This is a genomic window from Bacillus sp. EU63 (assembly GCF_038592915.1).
Lineage (GTDB): Bacteria > Bacillota > Bacilli > Bacillales > Bacillaceae > Bacillus > Bacillus velezensis.
In genome coordinates, this window is record NZ_CP151944.1 from 1,280,285 (window position 1) to 1,294,133 (window position 13,849).

A 13,849-nucleotide genomic window follows, 5' to 3' on the forward strand; every position below is an offset into this window, starting at 1 on the left:
CGGCTGATCCAGGCCTAAAGTTTCATCCGTATATAAAAAATCCAAGGCGGCTGCCTTGGATTTTTGTTAAGAAGATGTTTCTTCTTTTTGAGTCAGTTTCATTTTTTTCGTCATTTCCTTGCCGTTTCTGATAATCTTCACGTCAACGGTGCTGCCGACTTTCGTATTCTTGTAGAGAATATTGCGAAGTTCGCTGCCCGTGTCGGTTTCTTTCCCTTTTAAGCTGATAATGATGTCTTCTGCTTTTAATCCGGCTTTGGCTGCAGGTGAGCCCTGCGCCACTTCGCGAATATAAACGCCTTTATTCAGCTGTTTGCCGAAAAGCCCGAGTGTGCCTTCCTGATAGTTTTGCGGCACTTGTTCCAAGTCGATCATGCTCACGCCGATATAAGGGCGCTCCACCTGTCCTTTCGTGAGAAGCTCTTCGGCGATCGGTTTTACATCGTTGCTCGGAATGGCAAAGCCGATGCCTTCTACATCATTTTCGCTGATTTTCATGCTGTTGATGCCGATGATTTTGCCGTCTGTATTCAAGAGCGGTCCGCCGCTGTTTCCGGGATTGATGGCGGCATCGGTTTGGATGACGTTGATGCTTGACTCACCGGCTGACGTGGAGATCGAGACGGTTCTGTTTAAGCCGCTCACGATGCCCTGTGTGACGGTGCGGGAAAGGTCTTTTCCGAGCGGATCACCTATGGCGATGACGGATTCACCCGTTCTGAGAGCGGATGAGCTGCCGAAGCTTGCCGTTTTTGTTACGTGTTTATCACTGATTTCTAAAACGGCCAAGTCTGTCAGAGAGTCGCTGCCGACGAGTTTAGCTGTTACATCGGTGCCGTCATATAATGACACTTTAAGGGAAGAGGCGCCTTCGACCACGTGGTTATTCGTAATGATATACGCTTTGCCGTTTGCTTTCTTAAAAATAACGCCTGAACCCGATCCCGTTTCCGCATCATCACCCGATGAATTAGAGTTTGAATCTGAGCTTGATCCGAATCCGAATAAATCGGAACTGCTTTGCTGCTTTTGCAGATTAGTGATTCCGACGATCGCCGGTGAAATGTCTTCCACCATATTCGAAATGCTGCTTGAATTTGCCGATGAGCTGTTTGCCGATTTGCTGCTGCCGGAATCAGAAGATGTCTGCTTGGCGGTTACCGATGACGTTTCCTGAGCGGGAGCCGTATTGGAAGTATCTTGAGTCTGATGGTCTCCAAGCGGCGTAAATGTATAGATGCCGAGGGCGAGCCCTCCGCCGATCACTCCGCCGAGAAGCGGTCTGAACCAGCCGAAGCTTCGTTTTTTCTTGTCCTCGTCCGACGCGGAATATCCGGCCGGCTGCGGGTTTTCTTTTACTAAAAGGACTTCCTGTTCTTTTTGGTCTGTCCGATTTTCATCACGATAGTTATCCATCATGTTCACTCCGTTTCTCTATTTTCATCATAGCATGATTTGCCTATTATTACTGACTCCATCTTAAACAAAAAGTGTGGGATAATAATGAAAAGATTGTGGGAAATTGTGAAAAAGGCGTAATCGGACGGAGGCGCTTTATATTGACAATTTCCATCGGATTTGAAATAATAAATGAGATATTATGTTCAATCCTTCACATGAAAAGATATGAAAAATTCTGTCAAGCTAATGGGGGAAATCTGTTAGCTTTTTCACTTTGTTAAATAGTCAGAAAGGAGTTGTCAAATGAAAGAAAAACATCACTGGATTATTTCTCTGCTCGCTGTATTGGCGGTCGGGCCGGGGCTGATGTCGAATACCGCACTTTCGGCTGTCCAAAGCCTTGTCCGGCAGACGGTCGGCGGTGAAAACTTTGACTCTTTTCATCCGATTATTATCGGTAATATGGCATTTGCCTTATTCGTGCCGGCGGGGCCGTATTTAAGAAAAAGATTCGGCTCCCGGCCTGTCTATATGATTTCGATGGCCGCGGGTGTCATCGGAGCGCTCCTTGCTGCTGTGACAAATGATATTTATCCGCTCGCCGCGGGCCGTTTTTTACAGGGAGCTGCGGCGGGCACTATGCTGATGATTATGATCCCGATGCTGGTGCTTTCGTTTCCGATTGAGCGCCGGAATTACGCATTATTTGTGTTAATCGGCGGATTTTACGGGTCCGTCATTATGGGGACCGTTTTAGGCACGGCGGCGGCAAGCGCCGGCCATTGGCATTGGCTGTTCGGCATTTTTGGCCTGCTGTCTTTTTTCGGCCTCATTTTCAGTTATATGTGGCTGCGGGATGACGCTCATAAAAATGCTGAAAAATCTCCATTTGACGGCATCGGTTTTCTGTTAGCGGGTGTATCAGCCGTGCTGACCGCCTATACATTTATTCATCTGCCGAAATGGGGCTTTTCATCATGGCAGACATTGGCGGGATTTGGAGGAAGCATCGTCATTCTTCTGATCTTGCTGATCATGCAGTACAGAAACGAACATGCGCTGATTTCGATTAAACTTATGCTGATTCCAAAGCCGATTCTGGGTGTTTTCATGATCGCTGCGGGCAGTATTTCCATAGCGGTCAGTCTTTCTGCATTTCACGGGGAGCTTCAGACCGCATATCATATGTCACAAACTCAACTGATATTCCTATATGCGAGCCTTTTGGGAGGCGTGGCCATCGCCGCTGTCATCAGTGCATTAGCATATGATAAAGTCGGTCCGGGCATGCTCGGCATAACAGGCTCTGTTATACTGGTGTTCGTGAATTTTCAATGGATGACGGCGGATCATCATATACCGCTTATTCTATTTGCGGGGCTTTTCGTGATGCTGGCGGCCGGGACAGGGCTTATTGTGGCAGCCGGACTGATGGGAGCCGCGTTGGGCGGACCGCTTCCGGAACTGGTGAAACGCATGACGGCAGTTCAGTTTTTAAGGCTGTTCATTTATATGGGCGCACCTGTTTTAATAGGGTATTTTACGAAAAGAGATGCTTCCGGCATGCTTCGGGGCGCGCGCGGCACACAATCACCGCATGACCTGCTGATGGGGACATACAGCGATTTGTTTCTTATTGCTTTCATCTTAAGCTTGCTTTTAGTGTGTTTATCATTTGTCATGAATGCGACCGGCATGGGACATAAGCTGGCGCATAAACCGCATGCCGTCCGTAAGCAGGCGGCTGAACCGATCAGGCATCAGGTCATTCCCGATCATGAATACAGAAGTGCGGTCAGACAGTTTCAGCGTCATCATATAAGCAAAAACAGTATGTAACTTTTTCTAACAGCAAACCCTTTTCCCGGTGAAAAGGGTTTGTTTTTTCCCATAATAGCAGAATGGTATATTGCATGTTTCATCCTTTTTTAATATAATTTGTTAGAATATTCATAATTTAATATCGAAATTTTAAGTAAAAAAGGAGGCATTACATGAAACTGTATCTATCTGTGGATATGGAAGGGATTTCCGGACTGCCTGATGAAACATTTGTCAATTCCCGCATGCACAATTATGAGCGCGGCAGGGTTCTGATGACCGAAGAAGCAAACTGGTGCATCGCAGAAGCGTTTAATAACGGATGCACGGAAGTGACCGTGAATGACAGCCACTCAAAGATGAATAATCTGCTCGCGGAAAAACTTCACCCTGAGGCAGAGCTGATTACGGGGGATGTCAAGCCGTTTTCCATGATGCAGGGGCTTGATGAATCGTATTCAGGTGTGATGTTTATCGGCTATCATGCGAGAGCGTCGATGCCGGGCGTCATGTCGCACAGCATGATATTCGGCGTCCGCCACTTTTACATAAATGATAAGCCGGTCGGTGAACTGGGGTTAAATGCCTATCTCGCCGGATTTTACGATGTCCCTGTCATCATGGCTGCCGGAGACGATTGCGCCGCAAAAGAAGCGGAGGAGCTGATCCCGAATGTAACGACTGCCGCCGTCAAACAAACCATTTCAAGAACCGCGGTCAAATGCCTGTCCCCTCAAAAAGCCGGACGGCTCCTGACGGAAAAAACAGCCTATGCGCTCAAAAATAAAGATAAGGTCAAACCGCTGACTCCGCCTGAAAGACCTGTATTAGGCATTGAATTTGCCAACTACGGACAGGCTGAATGGGCCCATTTAATGCCGGGCACAGAAATCATCCCGGGAACGACAATCGTTCAATTTCAGGCAAAAGACATGCCGGAAGCCTATCAGGCCATGCTCGTCATGACAGAACTCGCCATGAGAACAACATTCTGTTAAAGGGGTGAACGGCATTGCTGCGGTATTTTATCAAACGTTTTATCGCCATGATTATGACCGTCCTCGTCATCACCACTCTGACATTTGTCATGATGAAAGTGATACCCGGCTCGCCTTTTAACGAAGAGCGGGGCACAAACGAAGCGGTCCAGCGAAATCTCGAATCCTACTACCATCTGAACGAACCTCTTATCACTCAATACGCCATCTATCTAAAATCCATTCTTACCTTTGATTTCGGTCCTTCAATTAAAAAACCGTCAGACAGTGTAAACGCCATGCTTGAACGCGGGTTTCCGGTCTCATTTGAGCTTGGGATAACGGCGATCATCATCGCTGTGATTTCCGGGCTCGCGCTCGGCATAATGGCCGCTCTCAGGCGCGGCGGCTTTCTCGATTATGCGGCCATGAGCCTTGCGGTGCTCGGGATTTCCATTCCGAATTTTATTATGGCTACGCTGCTGATTCAGCAATTTGCGGTTCATCTGAAATGGTTTCCGGCAGCTACTTGGACGAGTCCCGTTCACATGGTCCTGCCGACTGTTGCGCTTGCCGTCGGTCCCATGGCCATTATCGCGAGGCTGACAAGATCAAGCATGTCCGAAGTGCTGACTCAGGATTACATCCGCACGGCAAAAGCAAAGGGGCTTTCTCCCGTCAAAATTGTGATCAAACACGCATTAAAAAACGCTCTTATGCCTGTTGTGACAGTACTCGGGACGCTTGCCGCAAGTATTTTAACGGGCAGTTTCGTCATCGAGAAAATTTTTGCCATACCGGGAATGGGCAAATATTTCGTAGAAAGCATCAATCAGCGTGATTACCCGGTCATCATGGGAACGACCGTATTTTACAGTGTGATTCTGATCGTCCTGCTGTTTCTGGTTGATTTGGCATACGGCCTGTTAGACCCGCGCATAAAACTTCATAAGAAAGGGTGATCCTGATGAATCTCCCGCAAGAAACGGTAAAACACACAGAAGTGCCTGATGACTGGTTTCAGCCGGGCGCGGAAAGAAAGGGTGAAACCGAGTCGGTCAAGCGTCCGAGCCTGTCTTACAGTCAGGATGCGTGGCGGCGGCTTAAAAAGAACAAATTGGCGATGGCCGGGCTTGTGATTTTATGCTGCCTGTTTCTATCGGCTGTGTTCGGTCCGCTGATATCACCGCACAGCGTGACAAGGCAGACGCTCGCCGAGCAGAATCTTCCGCCGTCTTTTTCACACTGGTTCGGAACCGATGAACTTGGCCGGGACGTGTTTACAAGAACGTGGTACGGAGCGAGGATCTCTTTATTTGTCGGTGTGATGGCGGCGCTGATCGACTTTTTGATCGGCGTTATCTACGGAGGGGTCGCCGGATACAAAGGGGGCCGGACAGACAGCGCCATGATGAGAATCATCGAGGTTCTCTACGGATTGCCGTATCTGCTCGTTGTCATTTTGTTAATGGTGCTGATGGGGCCGGGGCTCAGTTCCATTATCGTCGCTCTGACCGTGACGGGATGGGTCGGCATGGCGCGGATTGTCAGAGGGCAGGTGCTGAGGATGAAGCATGATGAACACGTATTGGCTTCGAAAACGTTTGGAGCGAAAACATTTCGGATCATTAAGAAAAATCTGCTGCCGAATACGATGGGAGCCATTATTGTCCAAATGACGCTTACAGTGCCGGCGGCGATTTTTGCGGAATCATTTTTAAGTTTTCTCGGACTCGGCATTCAGGCGCCGTTTGCAAGCTGGGGCGTCATGGCAAACGACGGGCTGCCGGCGATTTTATCAGGCCATTGGTGGCGGCTGTTTTTTCCCGCTTTTTTCATTTCCTTGACGATGTACGCGTTTAACGTACTTGGAGACGGCTTGCAGGACGCGTTAGACCCGAAACTGAGGAGGTAGGAAAAATGGCGCAGCAAGTTCTTTCCGTTAAAAATCTGCATGTTACTTTTTCAACATACGGAGGCACTGTAAAAGCCGTAAGAGGCGTCAGCTTCGATTTATATAAAGGTGAAACGTTTGCGATCGTCGGTGAATCGGGCTGCGGAAAAAGCGTGACGTCACAAGCCGTGATGGGTCTTCTTCCGAAACATTCGGCAAAGATTGAATCCGGAAGCATACAATTTAAACAGAAAGACCTTTGCCAAATGTCGGATCGGGAAATGCGGGGAATCCGGGGGCGCGATATTTCTATGATCTTTCAGGACCCGATGACGGCGCTCAATCCGACTTTGACCATAGGGGATCAGCTCTCAGAAGCGCTGTTGGAACACCGCGCCATGACAAGAAAACAAGCTGAATCCGAAGTTCTCGCCATGCTGGATCTGGTCGGTATCCCGGACTCGAAATCCCGCCTGAAGCAGTACCCCCACCAATTAAGCGGGGGCATGCGGCAGCGGATCGTGATCGCGATGGCTCTGATCTGCGAGCCGGAAATTATGATCGCCGATGAACCGACAACGGCTCTTGATGTGACGATTCAAGCACAAATCCTTGAATTATTTAAGAAGATTCAAAGAAAAACAGGCGTGTCTATTATTCTGATCACACACGATCTCGGCGTCGTCGCTCAGACCGCCGACAGAGTCGCCGTCATGTATGCGGGGAAAATCGCCGAAATCGGCACGAGGCATGATATTTTTTACCGTCCGGCTCATCCATACACAAAGGGGCTGCTTCGTTCAGTGCCGCGGCTGGATATGGAGGATAGTGAGCTGTCGCCGATTGACGGGACGCCGCCTGATTTATTCGATCCGCCGCCGGGCTGCCCGTTTGCCGCCCGCTGCCCGGACAGGATGATCGTCTGTGAAAAGGTATACCCGGCAACAACCGTGACATCCAAAAGCCATATCGTTAATTGCTGGCTTCAGGATCACCGTGCAGAGCGGCTGAAGCAGCAGCTGACGGCAGCAGAGGAAAAAGGGGGATTGAAATGAAAAAGAGATGGGCGATCGGTGTGATTGCTGTTGTTTCGTTTGCTCTGATGGGCTGTACAGCCAATGAACAGGCGGGGACAGAACCCGGCAAAGCAAAAGAACAGGGGGGTGAAACGGTGCTGCGGCTCAATAACGAAAATGAGCCGACCTCACTTGATCCGCCGATCGGATTTAATAATGTTTCCTGGCAGCCGCTGAATAACATCATGGAAGGATTGACGAGGCTCGGAAAAGATAATAAACCCGAACCGGCCATGGCGGAAAGCTGGAAGGTGTCCGCTGATAAGCTGACATATACCTTCAATATCCGTGATAACGCCGAATGGACAAATGGCGATCCCGTTACGGCGGAAGACTTCGTGTACGCCTGGAAACGGATGCTCGATCCGAAAACGGGCGCATCTTCCGCATTTCTCGGCTATATGATCAAAGGCGGGGAAGAATTTAACAGCGGAAAAGGCAAAAAAGAAGACGTGAAAATCACGGCAAAAGATAAAAAAACGCTTGTCGTCACATTGGCGGCACCGCAGGATTATTTTCTGAGCGTCGTGTCCAATCCGGCGTATTTCCCGATTAATGAGAAGGTCGCCAAGGCTGATCCGAAATGGTTCACTGAAGCAAAAACCTTTGTCGGCAACGGGCCGTTCAAACTGACGGAATGGAAGCATGACGACAGCATGACGATGGTCAAAAACGAGACGTATTGGGATAAAAAGACGGTGAAACTGGATAAAGTCACATGGGCGATGGTCAGTGATCGGAATACCGACTATCAGATGTTCCAGTCGGGGGATTTGGATACCGCCTTTGTGCCGGCAGAGCTGAGCGAGCAGCTGATGGGAGGAAAAAATGTCCGCACGTGGGATCAGGCCGGACTCTATTTCTATCGTTTTAACGTAAAAATGGAGCCGTTTCAAAATGAGAAGATCAGAAAAGCGTTCGCGGCAGCGATTGATCAGAAAGAAATCACGGATTATGTGACCAAAAACAGTGAAAAGCCGGCACATGCCTTTGTATCCCCGGGATTTACTCAGCCTGACGGGAAAGATTTCCGCGAAGCGGGCGGCAGTTTATTAAATCCGGATGAATCAGAAGCCAAAAAACTGCTGGAAAAAGGCATGGCGGAAGAGCATTATGACAAGCTGCCCGCCGTTACATTGACATACAGCACAAAACCGGAGCATAAGAAAATAGCGGAAGCGGTTCAGCAGAAGCTCAAAAGTGTGCTCGGTATAGACGTTAAGCTCGCCAATATGGAATGGAACGTCTTTTTAGAAGAGCAGAAAGGACTGAAGTTCCAGTTCTCTCAAAGCTCATTTTTACCGGATTACGCAGATCCGATCAGTTTTCTTGAGGCTTTCCAAACGGATAATTCCATGAACCGCACCGGCTGGGGCAGCGCGGCATACGACGGCTGCATCAAGCAGGCAAAACAGGAGGCCGATGCCAAAAAACGTTTTGCGCTCATGCATAAAGCGGAAAAGCTGCTCATGAATGAGGCTCCGATCATTCCGATTTACTTTTACAATCAGGTGCATCTGCAGAACAGCGGCGTGAAGGGCATTGTTCGGCACCCCGTCGGTTACATTGATCTGAAATGGGCGGAAAAGTCCTGATCTTACAGCGGAAACATATGCCGCTCTTTATCCATTAAAGGAGCGGCGTGTTTCACTTTTCAATCCGGAAAGGAGATTGAAAAAGTTATGAACCATAAACCGAAAGCACTGCAAAAAGGCGACACGGTCGGTGTGATTGCGCCCGCAAGCCCGCCTGAGAGCGGGACGCTGCAAACCGCGCTGCTGTTTTTAGAGAATGAGCTTGGCCTTCATGTGAAACTCGGCCGGGCGCTGAAGACCCGTCACGGCTATTTGGCGGGAGAAGACCGGGCGCGTCTCGATGATCTCCATGACATGTTTAGTGATCAGAATGTCAAAGCGGTGATATGCGCGTGCGGAGGATTCGGCACGGGCCGCATTGCCGCCGACATCGATTTCGGCTTAATCCGCCGCAATCCGAAAATTTTCTGGGGATACAGTGATATCACGTTTTTACATACCGCCATTCATCAAAATACAGGGCTCGTCACATTTCACGGCCCGATGCTGAGCACGGATGTCGGGCTTGAAGACGCTGATCCCCTGACAAAAGCGTCGTATCATCAGCTTTTTACAGAAACGGAATTCACCTATACGGAGGACATTTCTCCCTTAGAGGTGCTGACAGGCGGAAGGGCCGAGGGAGAGCTTGCGGGCGGCAATCTGTCGCTCATTACGTCCACACTCGGCACGCCGTTTGAAATCGATACGAAAGACAAATTGCTGTTTATCGAGGATATTGATGAGGAGCCGTATCAAATCGACAAAATGCTGAATCAATTAAAGATGGCAGGAAAACTGTCAGACGCAGCCGGAATCCTGGTCTGTGATTTTCACCAATGCGAACCGAAGCATAAAGAAAAGTCGCTTACTTTAGAGCAAGTGCTGAATGATTACATTGTCAAATCAGGGAAGCCCGCGCTTAAAGGCTTTAAAATCGGCCATTGTTCACCGAGCTTCGCCGTTCCGATCGGAGCCCGCGCGGTTATGGATACGGCGGCCAAAGCGGTAACGATTGAATCGGGGGTTTCCGGAAGGGAGTGATCAGGCGTGAGGATAACAGATATTCAAACGGGACGGATGTCCGTGCCGCTGAAAAAGCCGTTTAAGACCGCTTTGCGCACGGTTTACAATGCTGAATCGGTCATTGTGAAGCTCACTTTTGACAACGGTCTGACCGGCTGGGGGGAGGCGCCGCCGACGGTTGTCATTACAGGCGACAGCACGGCCGGTATTGAAAGCGCCGTCCACGATGTGCTGAAGCCCGTTCTCTTGGGGCGGAGCCTTTTCGGCACGGAAGCTGTTCTGTATGATATCAGCCGGCTGTTGGAAAGAAATCAAAGCGCAAAAGCCGCGGTGGATATGGCTGTATATGACGGATGGGCGCAAATGCACGGACAGCCGCTTTACCGGCTTCTCGGCGGCTATCGGAATACACTGGAAACAGATTTTACCGTCAGCGTCAATTCTCCTGAGGAGATGGCGGGGGATGCAGACCGTTATATGAACAAAGGATTTCATATTTTAAAAATAAAAGTCGGCATAGGTGACATATCGGACGATGTTGCCCGGATTCAGGCGATCAGATCACGTGTCGGCGGAAACGTCAAACTGAGATTGGACGCCAACCAAGGCTGGACGCCGAAAGAAGCCGTGACTGCGATCCGAAAGATGGAAGACGCCGGCCTCGGCATTGAGCTGGTCGAGCAGCCTGTTCATAAAGACGATATCGCCGGGCTGAAGCAGGTTACCGATGCCGTAGACACGCCGATTATGGCGGATGAGAGCGTCTTTACCCCTCGTCAGGCCTTTCACGTGCTGCAGACGAGAAGCGCCGATTTAATTAATATTAAGCTGATGAAAGCGGGCGGCATAAAGCAGGCGGAAACAATCAATGCGATGGCCGAAACGTGCGGCGTGGAATGCATGGTCGGCAGCATGATTGAGACCAAGCTCGGCATCACCGCCGCGGCTCATTTTGCCGCGGGCAAACGGAATGTGACAAGGTTTGATTTTGATGCGCCGCTTATGCTGAAAGATGATTTGATTCAAGGCGGCATCACATACAGCGGCAGTCAGATTACGATTCCCGACGAACCGGGTCTCGGCATTACCGGTGTGTCGATACAAGAGGAGGCGAAAAGATGAGAGCAGCCGTTACAGCGGCGGCAGCCAACGTATGGACGCTGCCGTCATCTCCCCGTTCGGATGATGCGCCGATGCTTGAAAACCCGCCGCAGATCAGAAAATGGTTAGCGTTTATGGGATATGAAGAGCGGCTGCAATTATGCACAGACAACCTTGTCCAAACGCAAGCGCTTTTCGGGGAAGAAGTGATCATTCTCAAAGAGGAAGGGGAATGGGCTTTTGTCGCCGTTTCCGGCCAGCCTTCAAACAAGGATGCGCGCGGATATCCGGGCTGGATGAAAAAAAGCCAGCTTTCAAAAGACGGCTTTCATACATCTTCCCCCGCCGTATGGATTACCAAACCGACAGCTTTTTTATATCACACAAACGGCGAACCGGACTTGGAAGTAAGTTTCTTAACGCGTCTTCCGGCATCAGGACGTGAGAAAGGCTTTTTCCGGGTGCTGACGCCCCTCGGAGAACGGTTCGTAAATGAAGCTGACGCAGACGAGTGCCGGCATACGGAAGGACGGGCGGCCGATGTCATCGAAACGGGCATGATGTTTCTCGGGCTTCCGTATTTATGGGGAGGACTGAGCGGTTTCGGGTTTGACTGTTCCGGGTTTATGTATTCGATATTTAAAGCAAACGGCTATACCCTTCCCCGTGATGCAAAGGACCAAGCAAAAGCCGGATGCGGCGCGGCGGTAAACGATATCCGGCCGGCTGACCTTTTGTTTTTCGCCTATGAAGAAGGAAAAGGCGCGATCCACCATGTCGGTTTGGCGCTGGGAGACGGCCGAATGCTGCACTCCCCGAAAACGGGGAAAACAATCGAAGTGCTGTCTTTGGAAGGAACCGTCTATGAAAAAGAATTATGCACCGTACGCCGCTGTATAAGCGAAAAGGGGGAATAGAAAATGACGGCATCTCCGCTCCTTGAAGTCAGCGGGCTGAAAATGCATTTTGACGCAGGAAGAAAGAAAGCCGTAAAAGCAGTCGACGGTGTCAGTTTTCACATTAAAAGAGGGGAAACATTCGGACTTGTCGGAGAATCGGGATGCGGTAAATCGACGCTCGGAAGGGTTATTCTCCGTCTGTATGACCCGACGGCCGGTTCGGTATCATATGAAGGGACGGATATACACCGTGCCGCGGCAGAACAGCGGTCTGTCTTCTTCCGCAAGCTGCAGATGATTTTCCAAGACCCTTACGCCTCGTTAAATCCGCGCCTGACCGTAAGGGAAATTATTATGGAGCCGATGGAAATCCACAATCTTTACAATACAAGAAAAGCCCGTCTGATGATGGCGGATGAACTGCTTGAAGCTGTCGGGCTCCATCCGGATTTCGGCAGCCGGTATCCTCACGAATTCAGCGGCGGACAGAGGCAGAGAATCGGGTTTGCCAGAGCGCTCTCTCTGCATCCCGAATTTATCGTGGCGGATGAGCCGATTTCCGCGCTGGATGTGTCGGTACAGGCTCAGGTCGTCAACCTTTTAAAAAGGCTTCAGAAAGAGAAAGGGCTGACATTTTTATTTATCGCCCACGATTTATCAATGGTCAAGCATATCAGCGACCGGATCGGCGTGATGTATTTGGGCCGCATGATGGAAATTACAGAAAGCGCTGCGCTTTACCGGGAACCGCTTCACCCTTATACGAAGGCGCTTTTATCCTCAATCCCGATTCCTGATCCGCTTCTTGAGGACAAGCGTGAACGGATTATTCTGAAAGGGGAGCTGCCGAGCCCCCTTAACCCGCCGAGCGGCTGTGTATTCAGGACGCGGTGTCCTGAAGCGATGGAGCTCTGCGGTAAGATAACGCCTGAGCTTGAAGAAGTGAAGGCGGGGCGTTTTGTCGCCTGCCATTTATACAAAAAAGAAAGCTGACAATATAAAGTCAGCTTTCTTTTTTGATTAAACCTGATGCAGAAATGACACGCAGACCGGATACGGAACCGGAATGTCAGATTGAAGCAGAGTCAATTTGCCTGTTTCCGGATCACGTTCAAACAAAACCAGATTTCCCGTTTCTTCGTTTGACGCGACAAGGAATGTCTCGGAAGGGTCAAACGCGAAATCACGCGGCCAGTTTCCTTCTGTCGGCACCCATTCAATCAGAGACAATTCACCGGAATATTGGTTGATCTTATAGATGGCGATGCTGTCATGTCCGCGGTTGGCGGCATAAAGAAATCTGCCGTCTTTAGATATGCGGATCGCGCTGCCTTGCGATTTGTCCGTAAAGCCTTCAGGCAAAGCGGAAATGACCTGCAGCTCTCTGAATTCACCTAAGGTCGGGTTGTATTCAAGCGCGATGACTTCATTACTGATTTCCGTCATGACATAGGCGTATTTTTCCGCCGGATGAAAAACGATATGGCGCGGCCCTGAACCCGGTGCGAAAGAATGAGTTTTCACCTCTGTGAGCGAACCGTTTTTCATTTGGTAAGTATAAAGCGTATCCGTCCCTAAATCGACGGCTGCAATGTAGTTATGCTCAGGTGTATAGCCTGCGAAATGGGTATGCGGTTTCTCTTGTCTTTCATGAGGACCTGTTCCCGTATGAGCGGCTTCGGCAGCCGGCTCCCGCAGACTTCCGTCCTCATTGACGGGAAAGGCGTGCACTTTTCCGCTGTGGTAATTAGCGGTTAACACATATTCATGTTTATCATCAATGCTGACGTGGCATGGAGACGGGCCTTCAATCAGCTGGTGGTTCACAAAAGTTAATTCCCCGCTGTTCTGATGAATCTGATAGGCTGCGACACCGCCTTTTCCGTCTGCCTTTTCAATGGAATACAGCATGCTGTTATCAGAATTCGGAGTGACGTATGTCGGGTTGCCGAGCTTTGCTGCCAGCTTCGGACGGCTGAGCCGTTTCGCTTCTGTATCAAGTTCAAAACAATAAATGCCTTCGCTTCCGCCTTTTGTATATGTTCCCGCGTATCCTATGTACTTAGCCATTCGGTTTCCC

Annotated in this window: 12 protein-coding genes; 10 read left to right on the forward strand and 2 right to left on the reverse strand. The window is 49.9% G+C overall.

What is annotated here, in order from left to right:
• Nucleotides 1–66 precede the first annotated feature (66 nt).
• A complete protein-coding gene (locus NYE38_RS06685) occupies nt 67–1,416 on the reverse strand; it encodes a trypsin-like peptidase domain-containing protein (RefSeq protein WP_340802958.1) in 1,350 nt (449 codons plus the stop codon).
• Between the two features lie 288 nt (nt 1,417–1,704).
• Here NYE38_RS06685 and NYE38_RS06690 point away from each other — a divergent pair, with 288 nt between their 5' ends.
• The 10 genes from NYE38_RS06690 (at nt 1,705) to NYE38_RS06735 (ending at nt 12,762) form a co-directional block, all read left to right on the forward strand.
• Entirely contained in the window at nt 1,705–3,240 is a 1,536-nt protein-coding gene (locus NYE38_RS06690) for an MFS transporter (protein WP_021493817.1), read from the forward strand.
• Between the two features lie 155 nt (nt 3,241–3,395).
• Nucleotides 3,396–4,220: a M55 family metallopeptidase gene (locus NYE38_RS06695; protein ID WP_007407248.1), complete on the forward strand. Its 825-nt coding sequence runs from the start codon at nt 3,396–3,398 to the stop codon at nt 4,218–4,220.
• A 14-nt stretch (nt 4,221–4,234) separates the two neighbouring features.
• Nucleotides 4,235–5,161 carry an ABC transporter permease gene (locus NYE38_RS06700; protein WP_021493816.1) on the forward strand — a complete coding sequence of 309 codons (927 nt, stop codon included), beginning with the start codon at nt 4,235–4,237 and terminating at the stop codon, nt 5,159–5,161.
• A 5-nt stretch (nt 5,162–5,166) separates the two neighbouring features.
• Complete coding sequence (locus tag NYE38_RS06705) at nt 5,167–6,114, forward strand: ABC transporter permease (protein ID WP_003154782.1); 948 nt, start codon at nt 5,167–5,169, stop codon at nt 6,112–6,114.
• Between the two features lie 5 nt (nt 6,115–6,119).
• Complete coding sequence (locus NYE38_RS06710; RefSeq protein WP_159354056.1) at nt 6,120–7,148, forward strand: ABC transporter ATP-binding protein; 1,029 nt, start codon at nt 6,120–6,122, stop codon at nt 7,146–7,148.
• The gene (locus NYE38_RS06715; RefSeq protein WP_022553464.1) at nt 7,145–8,764 is read left to right on the forward strand and encodes a peptide ABC transporter substrate-binding protein; all 1,620 of its coding nucleotides are present in this window, start codon (nt 7,145–7,147) and stop codon (nt 8,762–8,764) included. The genes NYE38_RS06710 and NYE38_RS06715 overlap by 4 nt, the downstream gene beginning before the upstream one ends.
• Nucleotides 8,765–8,839: 75 nt before the next feature.
• A complete protein-coding gene (locus tag NYE38_RS06720; protein ID WP_162131138.1) occupies nt 8,840–9,787 on the forward strand; it encodes an LD-carboxypeptidase in 948 nt (315 codons plus the stop codon).
• Nucleotides 9,788–9,793: 6 nt separating this feature from the next.
• Nucleotides 9,794–10,891 (forward strand): dipeptide epimerase, encoded by a 1,098-nt coding sequence (locus NYE38_RS06725; RefSeq protein WP_014417539.1) that lies wholly within the window; start codon nt 9,794–9,796, stop codon nt 10,889–10,891.
• The gene (locus tag NYE38_RS06730) at nt 10,888–11,787 is read left to right on the forward strand and encodes a C40 family peptidase (protein ID WP_014417540.1); all 900 of its coding nucleotides are present in this window, start codon (nt 10,888–10,890) and stop codon (nt 11,785–11,787) included. The genes NYE38_RS06725 and NYE38_RS06730 overlap by 4 nt, the downstream gene beginning before the upstream one ends.
• A gap of 3 nt (nt 11,788–11,790) precedes the next feature.
• Nucleotides 11,791–12,762, forward strand: coding sequence for an oligopeptide/dipeptide ABC transporter ATP-binding protein (locus NYE38_RS06735; protein WP_285002077.1), 972 nt, complete (start codon nt 11,791–11,793; stop codon nt 12,760–12,762).
• A gap of 27 nt (nt 12,763–12,789) precedes the next feature.
• On the opposite strand, the gene NYE38_RS06740 is transcribed toward NYE38_RS06735, so the two are convergent.
• Complete coding sequence (locus NYE38_RS06740; protein ID WP_012117380.1) at nt 12,790–13,839, reverse strand: lactonase family protein; 1,050 nt, start codon at nt 13,837–13,839, stop codon at nt 12,790–12,792.
• Nucleotides 13,840–13,849 lie beyond the last annotated feature (10 nt).